The 21,664-nt window shown below is 38.4% G+C and carries 17 protein-coding genes; 8 read left to right on the plus strand and 9 right to left on the minus strand.

Translation table 11 applies throughout. From position 1 onward, the window contains the following. Positions 1 to 52: 52 nt before the first annotated feature. From RBH91_RS11005 to RBH91_RS11020, 4 genes are all read left to right on the plus strand, one after another. Positions 53 to 721 carry a Crp/Fnr family transcriptional regulator gene (locus RBH91_RS11005; protein ID WP_307894564.1) on the plus strand — a complete coding sequence of 223 codons (669 nt, stop codon included), beginning with the start codon at positions 53 to 55 and terminating at the stop codon, positions 719 to 721. Between the two features lie 159 nt (positions 722 to 880). Further along, entirely contained in the window at positions 881 to 3,235 is a 2,355-nt protein-coding gene (locus RBH91_RS11010) for a nitric-oxide reductase large subunit (RefSeq protein WP_307894716.1), read from the plus strand. Between the two features lie 90 nt (positions 3,236 to 3,325). Further along, positions 3,326 to 3,466 (plus strand): hypothetical protein, encoded by a 141-nt coding sequence (locus RBH91_RS11015; protein ID WP_307894566.1) that lies wholly within the window; start codon positions 3,326 to 3,328, stop codon positions 3,464 to 3,466. 242 nt (positions 3,467 to 3,708) lie between these two features. Continuing rightward, positions 3,709 to 4,794, plus strand: a complete 1,086-nt coding sequence (locus RBH91_RS11020; protein WP_307894568.1) for a GerAB/ArcD/ProY family transporter — start codon at positions 3,709 to 3,711, stop codon at positions 4,792 to 4,794. Between the two features lie 259 nt (positions 4,795 to 5,053). Here RBH91_RS11020 and ric read toward each other — a convergent pair whose 3' ends face one another. After that, entirely contained in the window at positions 5,054 to 5,767 is a 714-nt protein-coding gene (gene ric / locus RBH91_RS11025) for an iron-sulfur cluster repair di-iron protein (protein ID WP_307894569.1), read from the minus strand. A gap of 165 nt (positions 5,768 to 5,932) precedes the next feature. Here ric and RBH91_RS11030 point away from each other — a divergent pair, with 165 nt between their 5' ends. The 4 genes from RBH91_RS11030 to RBH91_RS11045 all read left to right on the plus strand — a co-directional run bounded on the left by RBH91_RS11030 (position 5,933) and on the right by RBH91_RS11045 (position 9,180). After that, the gene (locus tag RBH91_RS11030; RefSeq protein WP_076760969.1) at positions 5,933 to 6,304 is read left to right on the plus strand and encodes a DUF1360 domain-containing protein; all 372 of its coding nucleotides are present in this window, start codon (positions 5,933 to 5,935) and stop codon (positions 6,302 to 6,304) included. A gap of 440 nt (positions 6,305 to 6,744) precedes the next feature. Then, entirely contained in the window at positions 6,745 to 8,286 is a 1,542-nt protein-coding gene (locus RBH91_RS11035; protein WP_307894717.1) for a cellulase family glycosylhydrolase, read from the plus strand. Positions 8,287 to 8,393: 107 nt separating this feature from the next. Further along, on the plus strand, positions 8,394 to 8,651 hold the full coding sequence (locus RBH91_RS11040; protein WP_076760970.1) for a YnfE family protein: 258 nt from the start codon (positions 8,394 to 8,396) through the stop codon (positions 8,649 to 8,651). 22 nt (positions 8,652 to 8,673) lie between these two features. After that, positions 8,674 to 9,180 (plus strand): GNAT family N-acetyltransferase, encoded by a 507-nt coding sequence (locus tag RBH91_RS11045; RefSeq protein ID WP_307894571.1) that lies wholly within the window; start codon positions 8,674 to 8,676, stop codon positions 9,178 to 9,180. A gap of 846 nt (positions 9,181 to 10,026) precedes the next feature. Here the strand turns inward: RBH91_RS11045 and RBH91_RS11050 are convergent. The 8 genes from RBH91_RS11050 to ppsA form a co-directional block, all read right to left on the minus strand. Further along, positions 10,027 to 11,790 carry an ATP-dependent helicase gene (locus RBH91_RS11050; protein ID WP_307894572.1) on the minus strand — a complete coding sequence of 588 codons (1,764 nt, stop codon included), beginning with the start codon at positions 11,788 to 11,790 and terminating at the stop codon, positions 10,027 to 10,029. Then, the gene (locus tag RBH91_RS11055; protein ID WP_229147427.1) at positions 11,780 to 13,663 is read right to left on the minus strand and encodes an ATP-dependent nuclease; all 1,884 of its coding nucleotides are present in this window, start codon (positions 13,661 to 13,663) and stop codon (positions 11,780 to 11,782) included. The genes RBH91_RS11050 and RBH91_RS11055 overlap by 11 nt, the downstream gene beginning before the upstream one ends. Before the next feature lie 27 nt (positions 13,664 to 13,690). Continuing rightward, on the minus strand, positions 13,691 to 14,968 hold the full coding sequence (locus RBH91_RS11060) for a hypothetical protein (RefSeq protein WP_307894575.1): 1,278 nt from the start codon (positions 14,966 to 14,968) through the stop codon (positions 13,691 to 13,693). Between the two features lie 12 nt (positions 14,969 to 14,980). Next, on the minus strand, positions 14,981 to 15,325 hold the full coding sequence (locus RBH91_RS11065) for a helix-turn-helix domain-containing protein (RefSeq protein ID WP_229147424.1): 345 nt from the start codon (positions 15,323 to 15,325) through the stop codon (positions 14,981 to 14,983). Next, entirely contained in the window at positions 15,318 to 16,460 is a 1,143-nt protein-coding gene (locus tag RBH91_RS11070) for a tyrosine-type recombinase/integrase (protein WP_229147423.1), read from the minus strand. The genes RBH91_RS11065 and RBH91_RS11070 overlap by 8 nt, the downstream gene beginning before the upstream one ends. 354 nt (positions 16,461 to 16,814) lie before the next feature. Further along, the gene (locus tag RBH91_RS11075) at positions 16,815 to 17,372 is read right to left on the minus strand and encodes a TetR/AcrR family transcriptional regulator (protein WP_307894576.1); all 558 of its coding nucleotides are present in this window, start codon (positions 17,370 to 17,372) and stop codon (positions 16,815 to 16,817) included. A 20-nt stretch (positions 17,373 to 17,392) separates the two neighbouring features. Next, positions 17,393 to 18,526 (minus strand): MFS transporter, encoded by a 1,134-nt coding sequence (locus tag RBH91_RS11080; protein ID WP_307894578.1) that lies wholly within the window; start codon positions 18,524 to 18,526, stop codon positions 17,393 to 17,395. 526 nt (positions 18,527 to 19,052) lie between these two features. Beyond that, on the minus strand, positions 19,053 to 21,659 hold the full coding sequence (ppsA, locus tag RBH91_RS11085; protein WP_307894580.1) for a phosphoenolpyruvate synthase: 2,607 nt from the start codon (positions 21,657 to 21,659) through the stop codon (positions 19,053 to 19,055). Positions 21,660 to 21,664 lie beyond the last annotated feature (5 nt).

The following is a 21,664-nucleotide window of genomic DNA, read 5'->3' on the forward strand; positions in this document are numbered from 1 at the left end:
CAGGCTGGCCGCCTAAAAAACAGTCTTTTTGCCGAAGGGATTGAAGGTTTAGATGGAATTTCTGAAACAGTTTCTGATTTTCAGCAGCTTGAATGATGAAGAGTTTAAACAAATTGAAGAGATCGCGATAAAGCGGAGATACCAGCCCAGAATGTTTGTGTTTATGGAAGGGGAAGAGCGGGAGGCTGTATTTTTCATCAAATCCGGGCTTGTGAAGGCGTATAAGATTGATGAAGACGGCAATGAACAAGTCATTTCTCTTCTGCAAAGCGGAGACATGTTTCCGCATGTCGGCTTTTTTGACGGCTCCCCATACCCGGCAACAGCTGAAGCGGTTCAGGAAACCGAATTAATCGTCATCCGCGTTGACGACTTTAATGAACTGCTCATGACATATCCGGAAATGACGATTAAAGTGATGAAAATCATGGGAAAAAAAATCCTTGATCTGCAAGAGCGTATTCAAGGGTTTATTTCAAAAGACGTCCAGCACCGGCTGACCCACGCTTTAAGGAAACTGGCGGCTGAACACGGGGTTCAAAAAGGAACAGGCGTCTATATTAACCTTCCCATTACCAATCAGGACTTTGCGAATATGGTCGGAACGTCAAGGGAAACGATCAACCGCACGCTAAATGAAATGAAAAAGAAAAAACTGCTTACAGCCGACAGGAGCGGTATTTTAATCCATGATGCGGATTGGCTGAACGGCTGCAATTGAGCGCCTTCCGCCAGTATATCAGGCTTTCCATTGAAAGAGGGGAGCCTGATTTTTTTATTGAATTCACAAATCTGCCATCTTTAAAGTGATCTGGTTCACAACTGCTGTACTGCATATCCAGTATCTTAGGACATGCAAATAAGAAAGGAGTGAACCATGATGGAAGTTCAAAGGGAGACGGTACCAGAGAAGAAGACGACAAAGAATGGCTTCTTGAAATCTGTTCTTGTCTTTACGCTGATTGCAAGTTTTTCGGTGCTGTTATTAGGGGGCTATTGGATTTTTAAGGGACTTGCGCCAAGACCGCTTGAAGTGTCAGATCCAAACGGCGAAGTGCTGATGACAAAATCGTCAATCAAGGGCGGACAGGCAGTCTTTCAAAAATATGCCTTAATGGATTACGGGACTATTTTGGGCCACGGATCTTACATGGGGCCTGATTATACAGCAGAAGCGCTGAAAGTCTATACAGAGGGGATGCAGAGCTTTAAAGCGGACAAGCAGTATGGCGAAAGCTTTAATAACCTTTCGGAAGAAAAGCAAAATGTGATCCGGAATCAAGTGATTCGCGAAATGAGAAAAAACCGTTATGATAAAGGGTCGGACAAACTGCAACTGACACAGGCCCAGGTATATGGCTTACATCAAGTCCGCGCCCATTACCGCGAAGTGTTTACAAAGGGAGACGGATGGGGGCTTGAACCGGGGCTGATCAAGGAAAGCCATATGCCTGACCATAACAGGGCATGGGTCACGAACGAGGACCAGATCACACAGGTTTCTGACTTCATCTTTTGGACGGCATGGCTGTCCAGCACGTTAAGACCTGGGGATGACATTACCTATACAAACAACTGGCCGTATGATGAAGAGGCCGGCAATACAATGTCATTTGCCGCGGTTTGGTGGAGCGGCGCCAGCGTCACGATTCTCATTTTGTTTGTCGGCATTATATTATTCGTGTTTTACCGCTACAAGCTGGGAATGAAGGAGGCTTATGAAGACGGGAAGTTTCCGGTATTTAATTTGGAGAAGCAGCCGCTGACGGCGTCTCAAGTTAAAACGGGAAAATATTTCGCCGTTGTTTCGCTGCTGTTCTTTGTTCAGGCCATGCTCGGGGCTCTGCTCGCCCACTATTATATCGAACCCGACAGCTTTTTTGGAATCGATTGGATCAGGGACCTGCTTCCTTTTAGCATTGCAAAAGGATACCACCTGCAGCTTGCGATCTTTTGGATTGCGACGTCATGGCTCGGCATGGGAATTTTTGCGGCGCCGCTCGTCGGAGGCAGGGAGCCGAAAAAACAAGGCTTGTTCGTCGATATTCTCTTCTGGGCGCTGATCTTTCTTGTCGGAGGCTCGATCGCCGGCGAATGGCTCGGTGCAAAAGGATATTTAGGGAACAATTGGTTTTTATTCGGTCATCAAGGAATGGAATATATTGAACTCGGCCGCTTCTGGCAGATCATTCTTGCGCTGGGTATGCTGATTTGGCTGTTTATCGTATTCAGGGGCATTAAACGCGGCCTCAAAAAAGAAACCGATAAAGGCGGTTTAATTCATTTGCTGTTTTATTCATCCATCGCCATTCCGCTGTTTTACGGAGCCGCCTTTATGTTCAACCCTGGTACAAGCATCACGATGTCCGATTTTTGGCGGTGGTGGATCATCCACTTATGGGTGGAGGGGATCTTTGAAGTGTTTGCCGTCGTTGTTATCGGCTTTTTATTGGTGCAAATGAATTTAGTGACGAAAAAATCGACCGTCAGAGCGCTCTATTTTCAGCTGATATTGCTTTTGGGAAGCGGTGTGATCGGAATCGGCCACCATTACTATTATAATGGATCATCTGAAATATGGATCGGGCTCGGTTCGGTTTTCTCCTGTCTTGAAGTTATTCCGCTAACCCTGCTTGTGCTGGAAGCATATGAACAATACAAGATGATGAGGGATGGGGGACATTACTTCCCATATAAATCAACATTTTGGTTTTTGATTTCAACGGCCATTTGGAATCTTGTCGGTGCAGGCGTATTGGGCTTTTTAATCAACTTGCCTGCTGTCAGCTATTTTGAGCACGGCCAGTTTTTAACGCCTGCCCATGGCCACGGAGCGATGATGGGGGTTTACGGCATGTTCGCCATTGCCGTATGGCTGTACACATTGCGCAATATCGTCAAGCCTCGCGCTTGGAATGACAAATTGCTGAAAATAGCATGCTGGACGCTGAATATCGGCTTGTTTGGAATGGTCTTTATCAACTTGCTTCCAGTCGGTTTTCTTCAATTGAAAAAAGCGTTTGAAGAGGGCTATTGGAGCTCAAGGGCGCCTGAATTTTTGCAGCAGGATGTGGTCCAGTCGCTGCTTACATGGCGGGCTGTTCCCGATACCATCTTTTTAGTTGGCATTGTGCTGCTGTTGATTTTCAGCATCAAGGCATTGTTCCATCTCCGCAAACCGACGCATAAAGAAGGAGAAGCGCTGCCTGTCAAAGATATTGCTTTAGACGATTAGATGAAAAAGGACAGGGGATTTAGAAAGTCCTCTGTCTTTATAGTGGTGGAAGAAAAGGCAGCGGCGACTATGACATGACATAAGGATGAAGTGACGTTTCTGAAGCAATTTATGATTTTCAGCGAGCTGAATGATGATGAGTTCAAACAACGCGTCTATCAGCCGAGAATGTTTGTATTTATGGAAGGAGAAGAACGTGAACCCGCATTTTTTATTAAATTCGGCCGTTAAGTATTTAAGGATAGATGAAAACTGATTACCCGGCAGCGAGTGAAGCTGGAAACCGGGTTATTCGTGCCCTCCTTTGCTGATTTTGATCATGTCCCCTCGGTATTCATATTCAAAAAAAGGCTTAATAAAAACGGAAATCTATGTTGCGTTTTTTTCACTTAGGGTAGTAATGTTTATTAATTAATTGATTAGCTAATACTATTAGGTGAATAGGGAAGGGATTTACTGGATGAGGTGTAAGGATGCTTGAAAATGGTATGATATCAGCAAGGCAATTTCAGATATTTGTTTTCATATTTACCATAGGCAGTTCTGTCCTTTACATTCCTGCGTCACTTGCTGCTGAAGCGAAACAGGATGCTTGGATTGCTTCAGGATTTGGATTAGGAATTGGTTTATTGATTGTTAAGCTTGTTACTTCGGTTGCAAAGCTTTATCCTGACTTGAATTTTGCTCAATATATCGAAGTTATTTTAGGAAAATGGGCAGGGACGATAGTTAATTTAGCATTTTTCTTTAATTTTTTCATGGTTTCTGCCTTTGTTCTTCGGGATGTGGGTGACTTCTTATTAACGGTTATTATGCCAGAAACCCCTTTACAATCTATCTTAATAATTTTTATTCTTGTTGTGATCATGGGGGTTCGTTTAGGATTGGAGACGTTGGCCCGTTCAGCCGAGATATTTTATCCATTGTTAATCATTTTGATGTTATTGCTGTTGATCGCACTTATTCCTCAATTTCAATTTTCAAATATACAACCTCTTTTTGAGAGCAGACTAAAAACCATCACTCTCGCAAGTTTTCCATTTATCGCCGTTCCTTTTTTTCAGTTTTCTGTTTTTCTTATGATTATGCCTTATGTTCATAAGAAGAAAGAGGTAGAAAAAAATTTCTTTTCAGGGACAATTAAAGCAGGAATGTTATTAATTCTATTTACAGCTGTTTCAATATTGGTTCTTGGTGTAGATATGACAGCTAGGCAATTTTTTCCGACGTATACTCTTTCAAGAAAAATTAATATAGGAGATTTTCTGCAGCGCCTTGAACCGATAATGGCGGGTATTTGGTTCATTTCCATATTCATTAAATTAGCGATTTGCTACTATGCGTCTGCTTTATCCCTGGCTCATACTTTGAAGCTAAAGGATTATAGGGTCTTGACTTTCCCTTTAGGGATGATATTGGTTGTTCTCTCCATAATTATTTACCCAAATATTGTATACACCGGTGAGTTTATTAAATGGATGTTTTTTTATTTTGGAACGATGGGTTTAGTAGTTCCGATTTTAGTATTAGGAGTATCGAAATTAAAAAGTCATAAATAAACGTAAAAAAGCATTTGAAGACGGGGAGTTCAAGAGGCACGCGAATTTTTGCAGCAGGATGCGGTGTGAACGCTGCTTACTTGGAGGGCTTTTACGAATACGGTCTTTTTAGCCGGTATGGTGATCCTGATGATTTTCAGCATTAAGAGCTATTCCAATCTCCGCAAACTGACGTATCAAGAAGGAGAAAAAGACATTTGCTTTAGCCGATTAAATAAAAAAGGACAGGGGATTTTGAAAATCCTCTGTCCTTTTTGCTTTACCGATTTGCTTCCGCTTCCAGGCGCGGAAACAAAATATTATTTTCTAAATGAATGTGCTGAAAAAGGTCTGTTTCCAATTCATCGAGTTTTAAGTAAGTCAGTGTATACGTCGTGCAAGCTCCTTCTGGAAGGGCATAATCATTCGTCACTTTTCTCAGTTCCTTCAATATGTTGCCGCAAGCTTCATGCTCTTGTTCCAGCACGTCGATCGCTTGGACGGCTTCGGTTAAGCTGGCTTCTGAATTTGTCTGTTCATAAGCGGCGATCTTCGGAAAAATCTGTTCTTCCTCTTGGATCAAATGGTGCTCCAATTCCGCTTTCAGCTGGTGAAACAATTGATGAACCTGGCCAAGCTCCGGATGATGGATGCCATGAACACGGTACACTTTTGTGACAAAGCCGGACAGTTCAGGCAGCACGTCATACAGATAGGCATGATGTGTCTGGATGACGTAGTCAATCAGCCGAGAATAGGGGGCTTCGTTCCAGTTCGTTTCTTTTTCATTTAACGCTTTTGTTTCTTGGTATAGTGTGTTGATTTTCGATAAAATTTCTTCTTCATTTAATTTTTGTTCTTCTATAGCTTCACCAATCGGGCGGTTCCCGCCGCAGCAAAAATCGATACGGTATTCCTTGAGAAGCTGGCTTGCTCTAGGAAAACGTGTCACAATATCACCGGTTTTTGTGCTTTGATCAAATACTGTATCCATCCAAAAAACCTCCTGATGTTCATATTGATGTTATGGGTTAAATGTAACGCGTTTGCGGGCGGCGAATCGTGATCTACATCACATTTAGAAAAAATCGCACGAAAAGCAATAAGTCAGCGAGAATCGGGAATACCTAACAATAACTTTTGTATTTGGAGGCCCAAGATGGAGGACATATCCTGGCTTACGTTTGCTATGCTGATTCTCGCCAGCTATCGGCTGACTCATTTAATTGTCTTTGATAAAATCACGGAGTTTATCCGGAAACCATTCATGAAGAAAAAGAAAACCATTGATGAACAAGGTCATGTGGACACGAAAAAAGTGCCGAAATCAAACTTCGGCTATTTGTTGAATTGCTATTGGTGCGCCGGTATTTGGTGTGCCATCATTATCGGACTCGGGTATTTATTCATTCCAGACGCCAGCATTCCGGTTATTTTGATTTTGTCGATAGCGGGAGCACAGGCGATCCTTGAAACGTTTGTTGGTGTCGGTACAAAGCTCGTCGGTTTTTTATCTGATTTGAAAAAATAAACCATTCCTTTTCTTTAAGAAAAGCGGGTGGTTTTATTTTTTTGAACAAAGCGACACAAATAACCGGGTGAATCGTGGCGAATTTGCGAACTTTTTCTAGCGCATTTTTCCTAAAGCATCTTTTTTCATAAGAGGTATCTGCATAATATTTTAATTATTTCGATTCTTAAAATTGTAAATTCAAAGAAAATAAATGCATAAAGTCCTGGATCATCGTCTTTCATCAATGGCTGTCATTAGCATTCCGGCCACCCAATACATACGAAAAGAGGAAATAGATAGATTTTTAAAGGCGCTAAAAACAAGAAATATGGTTGATAGACAATTATTTAAGAGTTTCTTTACAATCGGTTCGTGTGAAAAGCGAGAAAGAGGTGAGAAACAACCGGTAAAAAAAGTATATTTCAAAATATCATAATGGAGGAAAAAGAATGTCATCTATTAAACGTACAGTTTCTGTCTTGATCACATGTTTCATGACGGCGGCTCTTGTTATCGGCGGCGCATTCGTGCCAGCGGCATCAGCAGCTTCGAAAACACCTGTCTCAGCAAACGGACAGCTTAAGCTAAAAGGAACACAGCTTGTCAATCAAAACGGAAACGCGATTCAGCTGAAAGGCATCAGTTCCCACGGTTTGCAGTGGTTTGGCGATTACGTCAATAAAGACAGTCTAAAATGGCTGAGAGACGACTGGGGTATCAATGTTTTCCGCGCGGCAATGTATACGGGTGAGGGCGGCTATGTTGATAATCCGTCTGTAAAAAATAAAGTCAAAGAAGCAGTTGAAGCGGCAAAAGAGCTCGGAATATATGTGATCATTGACTGGCATATTTTAAGCGACGGCAATCCGAACCAAAACAAAGCCAAGGCAAAAGAATTTTTTAAGGAAATGTCAAATTTATACGGAAACACGCCGAACGTCATTTATGAAATCGCCAATGAACCGAACGGCGATGTGAACTGGAACCGTGATATCAAACCTTACGCGGAAGAAGTGTTGTCAGTCATCCGCAAGAATGACCCGGATAACATCGTGATCGTCGGCACCGGTACTTGGAGCCAGGATGTCAATGATGCAGCCAACAATCAGCTGAAGGACGACAATGTCATGTACGCGCTCCATTTTTATGCAGGTACACACGGCCAGTTTTTAAGGGACAAAGCAAATGACGCACTCAGCAAAGGAGCGCCGATTTTCGTTACTGAATGGGGAACAAGCGATGCTTCCGGAAACGGCGGGGTATTCCTTGATCAGTCCCGCGAATGGCTAAAATTTTTGGACAGCAAGAAGATCAGCTGGGTGAACTGGAACCTCTCGGATAAACAGGAGTCATCAGCCTCTTTAAATCCGGGCGCATCTAAAACGGGAGGCTGGTCACAATCAGATTTATCCGAATCCGGAAAGTTTGTAAGGGAGAATATCCGCGGCTCCAAAAACTCATCTGGAGACAACAATTCTGATTCGGATTCAAAAGATTCTGATCAGAAAAATCCAGGCAAAGATAAGTCCGATCAAGACAACAGCACCCAGAAAAAAGCAATAGCCGTACAATACAGAGCAGGTGACGGCAATGTAAACGGCAACCAAATCCGTCCGCAGCTCAATATTAAAAACAACAGCAACAAAACCGTATCACTAAACAAATTGACCGTCCGCTACTGGTATAAAGCAAACAACAAAGGACAAAACTTCGATTGTGACTATGCGCAGATCGGATGCAGCAGCTTAACACACAAATTCGTGAAATTAAATAAATCCGTAAAAGGCGCGAACACTTATCTTGAACTCGGCTTTAAAAATGGAACGCTGTCTCCAGGGTCAAGCACCGGGGAAATCCAGATTCGCCTGCACAACGATGACTGGAGCAATTACGCGCAAAGCGGCGATTATTCCTTTTTAAATTCAAACACGTTTAAAGATACGAAAAAGATCACATTGTATGAAAACGGAAAACTGATTTGGGGAACAGAACCCAAATAGTTCTCTGTCATTTTGACGGACACCAAGATTGGTGTCCGTTTTCATGATATACTATAATGACAGAGAGAGGAAGATTTTTGAAATGTATTGAAAAGGGGGGTGAATACATGGATGGAATTGTGAAACAGTATATGATGCTGGTCAAAGAAAACAGCGATATGATCAATGGCCCTGACTACCCGGGGAAACAGCGCGACATTCAGAAGCAAAAAGAAACAATCAAATCATACGCCCAAAAGCTGCAGCAAGGCTTTTCTACTGATGATGACTACGATGAGTTTGCGGACGCCGTGATTAAATGTGCATACGGAGATATAACAATGGAGGAATTAGAAACGGTTTATCATGAACTAACCTCGCGATAAGCTTCCTCAGGAGAGGAGAAATATGAAACAAATCATTTTGAGTACGGAACGGCTCATTCTGCGAAAAATGACGCGCGGTGATGCCGAAAACTTGCTGGAGATCTTTTCAGACCCGAAAGCAATGGAATACTACCCGTCAACAAAAGATAAACAACAGACATTCGCATGGATCGACTGGACTTTAGAAAACTATGAAAAGCACGAAGTCGGCCTTTGGGTTGCAGAAGATAAACAAACAGGCGAGTTTTTAGGCCAATGCGGAATCATTCCCCAGGAAGTAGAAGGATCAAGTGAAATGGAAATCGGCTATTTGTTTAAAAGGCGCGTCTGGGGCAACGGCTATGCAACCGAAGCAGCCGCGGCATGCAAACGCTACGGATTTGAAGAATTGCGGCATGCAAAGCTCATTTCTTTAATAGACGTAAATAACACGCCTTCCAGGAAAGTCGCTGAACGAATCGGCATGACGCTGGAAAAGAACATCTATAAGTGGGGAAAAGAAATTGATGTGTATGCGGTTCATCAATAAATGTTGAAAGGGATTTCAATTGAGGCAGCACTGTATACTTGCTGGCCATAACAAAGGCCGCATGTATGCTGATGATCTGGAGCACTCTAACTGTGCACTTGTCTGGGCAGAACAGGAAATTTTTTATCTAATAGGCGATCCTCAGTGCCATTTTGCTGCATGGACACAGGTTGTTGAGGAAGATTTGAAAATGTTTTTCCCGAAACCATTTTTACATTTGAAACTGAGCTTTACAGCAAATTATCGCAGCCAGTGTCATCCTCTGATGCAAAAATGAAGCGTATGGCGTTAGATATGCTGTCAGAGACAAGAGATGACGATATAATGAACAGTTGACAGAAGAAAACAAATATATGAAACAAGCCCTTAGATGAATGGAATTATTTTCTGCTTAGCATGCGGCTATTCATTATCTGGCAGGCCTGAGCAGTCATTAGAGATTTGAAGCAAGGCTGGTATGACACTCTGATATATACACTGCACAGTAGACTTGGTGAATCTGCGAAAGACGGAGAAAGGAAAGAGTTTGAAAAACGCTTGAGATTAAGTCGTTCCAGATAAAAGAAAGCAGGATTAAATTCTGTGGCCAAAAATACACGATGATTAAATGGAATCTTAATATTTTTTTATTTTGTCTCAATACCTAAGTATACTTTAATTTTTGAGACAAGAAAATTCTGTTGTGATCTTGAGGCGTTGTTTTTCAGCAATCTTTTTCAACTTCCGAGAATATATATTATGTAAACTAAAAAAGCCCAAGTTTAAGTTTTGGTTGTATTGAAAATCACTATTACTTGGGCTGTTTTGTTGTTTAAGGTTTAGAAAAAGCTCTAAACCTTAAACCTATTATATAAACTGAACATTATCAAATCTTTCAAATTCAGTTTCTTTTAAGTTTGGAGACCATATACATAGTAGCTTTCTTGCTCGAGTGAATGCTACATAGCCTACTCTTGCTTCTTCAGACGTATTATTATGGTTCAGCCATTCTTTTATTTGTTTTGTTGTTTCGGCTATTACCAATACACATTCAGCTTCCATACCTTTTGCTGAGTGAATACTATAAATGTTTTCTTGATGCTTTGAAAGTTCATGTTCATTCACAATATCATTTATTAAATCGCTAATTTTTATTTTTGAGACCGTTCTTTTCTGGCCATTCCAGTCATAATCTAACATTTTTAACTTTCTTCCTATTCTCAATTTAAATACTTCAATAGATTGGTTGAGTAAAAATGTTTTTAGAGTTTCAAATAAATTATTAGGATTTAAATTCTCTATCTCAGGATTAGTTAAAAAATGCAAAACAAAAACATGTAATTTTTTCCACATAAAAGCATCATACTTAATTTCAGATAAGCTTACATATGCTGGATGTGAATTAAACATAAGGTAGCTTAAACTTTCCGAAATATGATCCATAGCTTTATTTAAGTCATGTCTTTTTTTATAAGCTATGGCTATCAACAAATTCTTAAGGATTAAGTAGCGTCTATAATGATTTTTCTTTAATTTTTCTAAAAATGAATTCCCTTCTATATTATTTTTGTCTTGGACTATCTGTTTAATTTCCTTTAAATTTTTGTTATATCTAGTAAGTATTAAATAAGGCTTGTACTGTTGATTAGTTGTAATTTTCAGCCTTTCCTGTTGAAACATACGAATTGCTCCGTCAAAATCCTTAATGTCTTTAAAAAAGACAACTGCCTTATCTGTTGAAGTATAGGTGTTAAAAACATTTTGAATAAGATCTGATTTTAAATTTGAAAACTCAACTATATTGCGTGTACTGCGGAAATTATTTAATAAGTCGTATTTCTTGAATTTTTTATTGTTCTTATTCGAATTGAATATTTTGGGTTCTGCCCCAGTAAAACTAAAAATCGATTGATTATAATCACCTACACAAAAAAATGAAGTGGATTCTAATGATTCAAATATTTTCTCTTGAAAATAAGTAACATCTTGATATTCATCGATTAACATATTTGGGAAGCGAGAGCTAAACGCTTTCTTTATATGCTCAAATTCATTTAAAATTTTGTAAGATAGATAAATGACATCTTGTTGGTCAATTAACCCTTTCTCATGCAAAATACTTTTCCATTTCGAAGCATTTTGAGCAGATACTCTACTTCTATAGCAGCACGGCTTTCCATTTTCATCATAACCTAGACTCTCAAAATTTCGGAAATCACCTTCTGATAATTTAAATGGAGATCTATTTAAAATACTCGCTATTTCGTTTTTTAAGCCTCTTGCGAAACCATTAGTAGTTACTCTAAAAGGTTGGTTAGTTCGATTGATTAAGTGAGAGTAGGGCTTTATTAAGTTTTCATGCAAAAAAGAATGTATGGTGCCAATAAATAACTCTTTTGGTTGTATATAATTTTCTTTTTGTAGCCTTGTGATAATCTCATCTTTTGCTACATTTGTATAAGTGATGCATGCGATACCACTATGAGAGTGTCTACGATTTTCAATTATATATTTTAATCTTTCGACCAGTAACGTTGTTTTTCCACTTCCGGGTCCTGCTTGCACAATTATGGAGGTATCTAAAGCGCTTTGTGCAATTTTTTTTCTGTAGGTATCGTTATCAATTATCATCAGTTTCGTCCTCCTTCATGAGAAATTCAAATGCACTCTCAATATAAGAAGGGATATTTAAGTGTTTTCCATTATTTAATTCATCAAGAATATACTGAGCAAATTGCCCCTTCTCTTTGGAGATAATATCATAAGCAACTTTAGCAAATTCTTTAAGGTTTAAATTTGTTATTTGAGCACGTTCTTCACTTGTCCCTATTTGATATTGTTCAATCAAATCAAGAAAAAATTGTTTATTATCTTCCAAAATTAAATCATACTCAAATGTTTTAAGGTTGTAAGAAATATATACATTTTTGTTTTCCGTAAAGTCCTCTTTTAATTTTTCCGTTCTAGAACATAATGTTCTTTCTTTTTCACTTGAAGGATAAACACTTATTTTAATCGTTTTTCCGTCCTTATCCTTAACTTCCTCGCCTTTATCATTTGTTAATGGGACTGCCTCAGGATCACTATCTGTTAAGACAGCGCATTTCATATTAAGACCGTTAGTATTAAATAATTGCAAAAAAGGACGAAAGGTCACGCCGTCTACAGATATAACAGAGATACCTTCACTCTCTAGTGTATTCTCCCACTCTAAATTATCAGCCTTTTCACTATAAATCATAGAGAAAAACTTTGGTATTAACAATCTTTCTGCAATTCCTTCGACTAATAAAACCTTTTTACCGAAGAAAATATCAGATTTAGTAGCATCTAACCAACGTTTCAAGTGCAGTTTGTATTCTTTTTCCTTTTTGATATTTGTATCAAATAGTGTACCTACACGCTTGGATAAATTACGTCCAGAAGATTTATAAAATACGACTAAACTGTCTAAGTCCGCATGTGAACTTACATGGGTAGAGTGTGTGGTCATAAATACCTGACCAACAACCTCTTGTTCAAAAAAATACTTAGATAAAAATTTTTGTAAATGTGTATGGAGATGAGCTTCTGGTTCTTCTACAATTAATATAGGAAATTGATAGTCGTAACTTTTGTTTAATTCTTTTATATTAGAGAATTTAGTTAGAAGTAAACTTATGTATAACAAATTATTATAGCCTAATCCATTAATATTAACCGAGTGTGGATTTTCTCCAATTGATCCTATTAGTACTTTTAAGTCTTTAAGTAGTGAATTATAATCATTTTCCCCCATCAATATTTTAATTTCTTGTCTAGTAGTGCCGGTCAATCTTTCTAGGTAATTATTGATACTTTTTTGTATTTTTTGAATTCCTTTGCCCTTAATAATTACTTCATTGAGATCTTCTAATTTTTTAGAGATTTGCGATGCTTCTTTTTCGGAGATGTCAGATTTCTTCAATATTTGTTGTAACTGACCGGAAGATTTTTTTAATTCCAGTGTGGCATCTCTAAGAGCCCCAACATATTCAATTCCAAATTTAGATAGCATATTAAAATCAAAAGCATCTGCAGTTTCTATCTCACCACCGTAAATAACCCATTCGTATTCTTCCAAGGGGAGTCTAAGTTGATTAACCGATTTAGCTTGTTGAGGTGGATTTTCTGAGATATTTGCTTTTGGTCTATATTTATAAGTGAGTTTTGCTTCACCTGGGTTCCTTGTTAACCATTTACTTGTTACACTAAGTTCGTTTTCTGACTCAATTCCTTGTAAGATAACTTCTATTTTTATTTCTGGCCATCTCTTCTCAATAATTAAGCCACTCCAAAAATCCTCTTGCTGAAGTATCCTTTTTGATAATGAGTAATTCCGATTAAAAATCAGATTTATGCACTCTAAAAAATTTGATTTTCCAACATTATTCTCCCCTATTATTATGGAAAGACCTTTGTTTAAATCGACTGTAAAATCGCTGAAATTCCTGAAATTTTCAATGTGAACTTTAGATATATACATGATTATCCTCCAATTAAATATATTTAATCAATTATTGATCTCGTCATTTATCATTATTTTGTGTGATGCAAATTTTAGGTAAGGTCTTGTTCCTTCATAAGATAGCCCTAACCCTTCAAGAATTTTGACATTTCCTGTTTGAGCGATATTAATTAATCTAGTTGCTCTAAGTGCTCTAGTGCTGATGTTATAGGAATGAAGTTTGCTTAAAATAAATGCAGAGCTAACGGGTTTATTTAATTTGTATGAGCGCCTTGTTACAAATAGATAATCACAGTTGGCCCCTTTAATAGAGTATTCTCTCCATTCTAAGTATCGGTTTAGAACTGTAGTGATTTTAACAGGAATTTCAATTTGAATAGAACGATTGGAAAAATTAATTTGGTTTGAACTTAAATCTTCTAATTTTATTCTGGAGATTTCTAAAGGTGAACATGCATAAACTAATGCTAATAAACCAATAGAAGCTTCTAAGGGGTCGCAATCAGGATGTAACCACTGTGAAATCAATTTCTTTTGATCTTCAGTCGTTAATGCCTCAGATGTCTGGTGGAAGTAATTTATATTTAAGTTATTCATAGGGTTGAAGAATACTTTTTTATTGTCGTATGCCCACTTAAAAAAAGAATCTAATTCTCGGGAGCGTGTATAAACGGTTTTTTGCGAATTTTTCTGTTTGAGGTAAGTTAAATATTCAATAGTATGGGTTCGTTGAATTTGGATAAGGCTTGAAACATCTATTTCATGAATAAATACAAAAAAATACTTTAAGTTAAAACATATTTGATATCTTGTCCAATATTTTAATTTCCTTTTCTCTTTTAAGAAGTATAAGTAATCGCGTGTGATGTTTTTAAATTTTGCAGGGATTTCTTCAACTGTTTTTAAAATTAGAGTCTCGTTCCACTCGTCTTTTAATTGAAACTCTTCTTTTAAGAATTCTATAAGGTGGTATATTGCTGTTCTCTTGGCTGCGGATAAAGGCTGTCTATAAATATCAAGTTCCACGAGGTCGCTTAATTTCCAGGTATTTTTTAGTTTTAGCGGATTTTCTTCATCTTTCAAACAACTTTGAATCGATTGTATTCTAGTCGCTATTTCACGCTTTTGGTAACCATAAACTGAATCTAGGTATAACATGAACTTATACAGGAAAGAATGTTGTGGATTTGTAGAGGCTGCGAACCTTTCTTTGAAAAGGCTGTATTTCTTTATCATTAGTTTGTCTGTTTCGCAGGTTCTGCAAAGTCTACCATAGCGTTTTAAACTTTTTCCACAAATAATGCAATTTAAGCACTTACTCATCCATTTCTCCTCCTAAAAATCCTCTTCTGGATATAGATTATTTTTGGATGTTTCATCTGTTTTTGACTTTCTAGCATAAGGTCTGATAGCACCAGAACTTCCTCCTGCAACTTGTTCATCTTGTTTGCTTTGTTGATTTGGTTTGTATTCAATTAAATCCCAAGGATTACAGTCTAATGCTTCGCATAAAGCATCTAGCGTTTGAAAGCGTATAGCTTTAGGTTTTTGCTTTATTAACTGCATGGCTGCAGTATGTGAAATTATTATTCCTGCTTTTTTTTCTAGAGCATTCAAAAGCTCTTGACCTGTCCATATACCTTTCTCTGCCATGACTTGTCTTAGGTGCCATTTAATCATTGTTGATATCTCCTATTATTTTATTGAAATTCCCATTAGTAACTTCATCAAGCTGTTCTTTCAGAAATTCTTTGCTTGGTTTTAAATAACGTTGTGTAGTTCCTAGAAGCGAGTGTCCAAGTATGTGCCTAATGGCTTCTATCTTAGTCGGATTTTCCTCGTAAAAATGTGTTGCAAATGCTCTTCTAAAATCATGACAAGTAAAGTGAGGGATAAATACTTTTTCTTGTTCACATTTTTGTAGAGCTTCAATAAGTCTATTTTTGATGGTAGTCGTACTAATGCGTTTTCCATGTTCGGATAAAAAGAGAGCTTTCTCTTTTTCTGCATTTAAGAAATGGGGTCTTACTTGTTTTAAATAAATCGAAAGAACACTTTCAAGACTATATAAAGAACCCGGTACCCACCTCTCTCTTTTGCCAGAACCGTTAGAGCCCTTTCCGTAGCGAACATGTATAGTTCCTCTTTCAAAACTAATGTCTTTAATATCAAGCATCATTAGTTCGCTTAATCGAAGTCCAGTGTGGTACATCAATCGAAACATTGCATAATCTCTATTAATAACAAGAGGTTTGACAGAATTGGATGCACTATTTCGTAAAGTTTTAAAAAAATTACGCATGTTATCTTTGGAGGGAATTGAAGTTTTCACTGCTATATCATCGGTTACATGTTTTTGAACAAACCACTTGTCTACAGGATGTATGAGTTTAACATTATACTTAATGTCAGCTCTTTCAAGTGGTTTTCCAGCTTGTAGTTCAAGAGAATTTTGTGGAATCTCTGGATGATCGATAAAGAAGTTGTAGAAATTAGTAATGTTATTAAGATAACCTCTTCTTGTAGAGTGAGAAAGACCAGCATCAATTAAGCCACTATGATAGTCATTTACATCCGTAATTGTTATTTCCCAGCAAGGTTTTCCGACTATATCAAAGAACCTTCTAAGTACACTTAACGAACCTTTAATCGTTGTTGGAGAGTGGTTTCTGAGCTTCTTTGAAATTAAGTAATGTTCAATAATTCTTTTATGGTCTCCTATCACCTCTGAATAGTCTATTATATTTTTATTCTCTGAATTTTGAGGTCGGCTAGAAGTAGAACTAATAAGTTTAAACGAGCTACTTTTACTCATAATAGCTTTTCCTCCATAATCAAACTTTTAATTGGATTATACAATCAAAAGTTTGATTATGCAATTGAATGCTGTTTCTTTCCGACAAAAAAAGACTTATGTCGATAAAATGACATGAGCCCCTTCCAGCAGAAAAAGAGCAAGAAAAAAGGAGTGCTCTTAGCACCCCATGTACATATAATTCTGTCAATCATACATCAAGTACATATAATTGTGTCGTTACACACCTTGTCAACCTATATGATTCCGGCAGCCCCTTATGTCTTATGTTGTGAAATCCCAAAGCATTTTTTAATTTTAATCTGTCTGACTTTCAACCTTGAATTCCAGCTCTCTAAATTAAGTCAGATAAACCTATAACAGTCCGCACCAAAAAATATCAAATGATAGTTCTAACGACCGTTCAAATGATTGTTTATTTTCGTAAACCAGTTGAATGTTAAGCCCGTCAAAAAGAGTAATAAAGCCTATCGTACACTTCTCAGGTGGACAGTTCATACCCGATTCCTTAAAAACAAGCGCAATCCGTTCTTTTAAAGTATGCAGATATAAAAGATATTGGGCTGAAATAAAATCACTTACTTCAGCAGGCGCCTTAAAGGACATCGCCTGCAAAAAAGCTACATTTGGCAATGCATGAAAACGGACCTGGGTTTCTTTTAAAAAGTCATATATTTGATTCTTAGCAGGCATATGTTTTCGAGAATCGAAAAATTCATTGATAAATGAAATTTCCTCTTCTACAATCTCGGGGTATATTTCCATCAGCAACTCTTTTTTTGATGAAAAATGATAAGCGAGAGATTGTTTTCTGATTCCCAATTCTTTTGCAATATGCGACATTTTGACTCCTTCAAAGCCCAATTCATTAAATTGGCGAACCGCTGTACGTTTTATATTCTCTCTGGTCAATATACTGTCCTCCCCCATTTTCAGGCTGTTTTTCTCTGCAAGCAGATATATAAAATATATAATAAAACAAACAGCAGGTACATGAAAATGGCAGTAATATAGATCTCCCGATAGGAATAAACCGTCGCAACCAAACCTAATAACAACGAGCCTCCGCCAATCCCCATGTCGAAGAAGTTAAAGAATGTTCCCATTGCATCCTCATGTTCATGCTCTTCCACAAGATTTATACACCATGTTTGGATGGCGGGAAATATTGAACCGAACCCAAACCCGTAGCATATAGCCGCTGTAAAAAACATTGCACTTGTTTGTGCGAAATATAATATTGACAGTCCTGCTATTGAAAATAACGAGGCAGGAATAAGGATGGCAGCCACTCCGTATCGGTCAAATACCCTGCCAGAAATAAGCCGTATAAAAAAACTGGCTCCTGCAATCAAAAAGAAAAACATTCCGACACTATGAAACCCCTTTTCAATTGCATAGAGCGAAAAAAAAGACATAATTCCAGATGCAGCAATACCAACGAATAAAATAAGAATTGAAGGAAACAGTACACGTTTTTCCAATACTTTCAACTTTACAGTTCCCTTTCCGCCAGTGCCTGCTGTTTCCGGCTGTCTGCGCACGAAAACAGCCATAAGTGCCGCCAGCAAAAGAACGGACATTCCGCCTAAAAAAAGCCTTTGAAAATCATAAAGCTCCAGAGCCGCGATACCGATCATAGGTCCAACGGAAACAGCAATTGTCTCACCTACTCCAAAATATCCAATTCCTTCACCCCTGCGCTCTTTAGGAACAATTTCGGCTGCAATTGTCGCAAAATAGGTAGTCGCCAATCCAAACCCGGCACCATGTATTAATCGAATGAGTAATAAAACGCTGACATCAGACGCCAGGTAATATGCGCCTGTTGAGAAAGCGCTGATTACAATTCCAAAAATGAGCAAATATTTTTTATTGAACCGTAAAGCCAATGCCCCTGCAAAAGGACGAACAGCAATTGCAGAGATCATAAAAATACCTGTAACAAGCCCGACTTGTTTTGCCCCTCCTCCAATAGCAGTTACAAACAAAGGCAAAGTCGGCAATAACATTTCAAATACCATAAACAAGAAAGCATTTGAGAACGTCACAAAAACAAATGACAATCACCACATTTTTGCAGTATGTATTTTTTCTACATTCAATTCCATTTGGCTACCTCTCGATGTTTTTATTTTCTTCTCACGCATTCACTTTAACTGACACCGGTCAGTTTGTAAACACAATTTTATAAGAATTTAAGCTAATATGAAGCGGAAATTAAAAAATAGCACTTGGTTAAACTGACTGTTGACAGATTGAAGTTAAATAATTCAAAGCTTGTTTTCTATACGAAAAAAAGAGACAAAATGGGAAGCCCGCTTTGACTCTTTTTTTATCGATTCTGAATTGATATCCGCGCTTGAATTATGATTCAATATCATTGTATTTTGTGGTTTTTCAGCTGCTCAACTTTCAAATAACTCATTCTTTTCAATTGTCTCTGCTAGTGTGAATTCCTTTTTAATGTTACCAACTGCATGATGTTCGTTGACTATCGTCTTTCGTTTGTTGAATAAGGCTATTGATGATTTCAACGTACTTTAGTGTTGCTCAGGCTCTCGTTTTCCTTTATGTGCAATAGACAAGCAATTACAATATTTCGATATACCCTTCTGTTCCATGCACGCGAATTCGTTGCCCATCTTTTATCAGTTGGGTAGCATTCTCCACTCCGACAACTGCCGGTAAGCCATATTCGCGTGCGATAACTGCTCCATGGGTCATCAGTCCGCCAACTTCGGTGACCAGGCCTTTTATGGATACAAACAATGGCGTCCAGCTAGGGTCGGTAAAGGAGGTGACTAATATATCTCCATCTTCTAGATCAGCCTCTTCCAGTTTTAATATGACACGCGCCCGTCCTTCTATCACTCCGGAAGAAACAGGAAGACCTGCAATCGCTTCGGCCGGGAGGTTCTCTCGTTTGTATTTTCCTGCAATGATTTCACCATCTGACGTGATAACGCGCGGGGGAGTAAGTTTTTCATAAAATTTGTACTCGTCTTTTCGTTTGCTGATGATCTTGTAATCTAGTTTTTTTGTGCGTACAACTTCGTGAAGTTCTTCAAAAGTGAGGTAGTATATATCTTCTTTTTCAGGAATAATGCCCGCTTGTACGAGTTGTTCGGCTTCCTTTAGTATAGCTTGCTTATAAACGAAGTAACGATTCACCATGCCGTATTTGGGATATTCCCTAAAACCGCTGAAATTCCGGATGAAGTCGATCATTCGTTTTGTTTCTTTGGCTTTTTGTTCACCGTTCGGCAATTGCTTCAAGCGATCTAATAACGCTTGTTCTTTTTTCAAAGCTTCCTGCCGTCCTTGCTCGAATTTACGTTTGCTGGCATTAGGAGCAAAGTTTTTGATGTTGCCCAGAATCAACGGGACAAGTGTAATGGGTTTTTCACTCCAACGAGTTCTAGTTATATCGATTTCTCCGGCACAGCGCATTCCGTATTTGTCAAGATAAGCATAGATAGCGTCTTGTGTTTCCTGTCCGCCATCAAACTGAGTCAGCTCATCCAAAAAGTTATCATCTTTCACATGTTGTAAATAATCAATGATTTCCGGATAAGGACGAATCACATCTGCGACATCCAATAGCGCCAGACCCATTTCCGAAGTAATATTGTTTGGTACAGATTGAGAAAGCGTATCTGCTGTATTTTTTTCACCTAACCACTTGTTCATGTTTTCATTGATCCATGTTGAAGCATCCATAGCTGCAATAATCACACTTGAACTTTGCGGGTCAAATAAAATCTTCTTTAATTGCTGGAGATCTTCCAGGATAAAATCAAATAAATCCGATCCTGATTTCGTTTGGATGTTTTGTCGTAACTCTTCTATCGATGTTTGACTGCGCTTCATCAAATCAGAAACGATGGTCGGATCGTTTTCGATTTGTGCTTGAGAACTCGGAGATTTATTGCTTTTACCTGGATTCTGTTCTTTTTGATCATTATTTGGTAATAATTTTATAAAATCTCGCTCTATTATGGTCATAAGTGCGTCTTTTAAGAGCGGATCGTGTTGTCCCATGCCATTTAATAAAAATTCTCTGCTGTCAGGTGATGCCAGATTATGTGTGACATCAACAAATAACCTTCCACCAGCTTTACGCATGGGTGCAGAAGTCGTCAACAGAAAAAAAGACAATCCCAGTGGTTTTATGGGATCCGTCATCATTTGTTGATGACCAACAGAGATATAGACGTGATTTTCTTGATCGCTCGCTTTAGGGATCGGGAAAAGAGTAGTGATTGGCCGACTCTGGACAATATAAAATGTATCGTGGGCCAAACACCATTCGATATCTTGCGGCTGGCCGAAATAAGCTTCGATCTGTCTTCCGATACGCGCCAGTTGTAAAATTTGTTGGTCAGTCAATGTTTGCGTCTGTTGCTGATCAGGACCGATCTGCTTTGTCTCTGTTCCGCCTTCTTTTCGTCCATAGATCGCCAATTTTTTGGTTGCTATCCTCTTATCGACGATTTCCCCTTCCTGTACTTGATAACAATCGGCAGATACCAAGCCAGAGACCAGCGCTTCTCCAAGTCCAAAACTGGCATCGATTGATAGCAGCTTTCGGTTGGAAGTCATCGGATCTGCGGTAAATAAAATCCCTGAAGCCTGCGGGAAAACCATCCTTTGAACGATGACGGCTAAATAAACTTGATTGTGGTCAAATCCATTTTGCATACGGTAGATGACCGCGCGATCCGTAAATAGGGAAGCCCAACATTTGCTGATATGCTGCAAGATTGCTTCTTTTCCGATGATATTTAAATAGGTGTCTTGTTGACCAGCAAAAGAGGCATGTGGTAAATCTTCAGCAGTCGCACTAGAACGCACGGCATAAGCATGTTCATCGCCAAACTGGGAGAGATAGTGCGCAACTGCTTTCACAACATCGGAAGGAATTTCTGCTTCCATAATGATTTGTCGAATCTTCCTGCTAATTTCACCAATTTGATCTCGATCTTCTACTTTTAGCATGGTCAGTTGATCCAACAACGCTTGGAACGTTTCGTTTTGTTCGATGGCTTTTTGATATCCTACTGTTGTGACACAAAATCCTTCTGGTACTTGTATTCCTTGAATTTTTGATAATTCCCCTAAATTTAACCCTTTTCCCCCAACGAGCAAAAGCTGTGTTTTTTCCATTTCGTGAAATCCGAGAACCAAAGAACTCATTCAAC

Origin of the sequence: Bacillus swezeyi, assembly GCF_030908325.1 — a bacterium.
In the GTDB taxonomy this organism is placed as follows: domain Bacteria; phylum Bacillota; class Bacilli; order Bacillales; family Bacillaceae; genus Bacillus; species Bacillus swezeyi.

What these genes read in the sequence shown, in the direction of transcription:
- RBH91_RS11010 (WP_307894716.1), top strand. Translation starts at nt 881, where the DNA reads ATGGAAGTTCAAAGGGAGACGGTACCAGAGAAGAAGACGACAAAGAAT.
- RBH91_RS11050 (WP_307894572.1), bottom strand. Translation starts at nt 11,790, where the DNA reads ATGATAATTGATAACGATACCTACAGAAAAAAAATTGCACAAAGCGCT.
- RBH91_RS11020 (WP_307894568.1), top strand. Translation starts at nt 3,709, where the DNA reads ATGCTTGAAAATGGTATGATATCAGCAAGGCAATTTCAGATATTTGTT.
- ric (WP_307894569.1), bottom strand. Translation starts at nt 5,767, where the DNA reads ATGGATACAGTATTTGATCAAAGCACAAAAACCGGTGATATTGTGACA.
- RBH91_RS11060 (WP_307894575.1), bottom strand. Translation starts at nt 14,968, where the DNA reads ATGAGTAAGTGCTTAAATTGCATTATTTGTGGAAAAAGTTTAAAACGC.
- ppsA (WP_307894580.1), bottom strand. Translation starts at nt 21,659, where the DNA reads ATGAGTTCTTTGGTTCTCGGATTTCACGAAATGGAAAAAACACAGCTT.
- RBH91_RS11030 (WP_076760969.1), top strand. Translation starts at nt 5,933, where the DNA reads ATGGAGGACATATCCTGGCTTACGTTTGCTATGCTGATTCTCGCCAGC.
- RBH91_RS11040 (WP_076760970.1), top strand. Translation starts at nt 8,394, where the DNA reads ATGGATGGAATTGTGAAACAGTATATGATGCTGGTCAAAGAAAACAGC.
- RBH91_RS11070 (WP_229147423.1), bottom strand. Translation starts at nt 16,460, where the DNA reads ATGAGTAAAAGTAGCTCGTTTAAACTTATTAGTTCTACTTCTAGCCGA.
- RBH91_RS11065 (WP_229147424.1), bottom strand. Translation starts at nt 15,325, where the DNA reads ATGATTAAATGGCACCTAAGACAAGTCATGGCAGAGAAAGGTATATGG.
- RBH91_RS11005 (WP_307894564.1), top strand. Translation starts at nt 53, where the DNA reads ATGGAATTTCTGAAACAGTTTCTGATTTTCAGCAGCTTGAATGATGAA.
- RBH91_RS11055 (WP_229147427.1), bottom strand. Translation starts at nt 13,663, where the DNA reads ATGTATATATCTAAAGTTCACATTGAAAATTTCAGGAATTTCAGCGAT.
- RBH91_RS11045 (WP_307894571.1), top strand. Translation starts at nt 8,674, where the DNA reads ATGAAACAAATCATTTTGAGTACGGAACGGCTCATTCTGCGAAAAATG.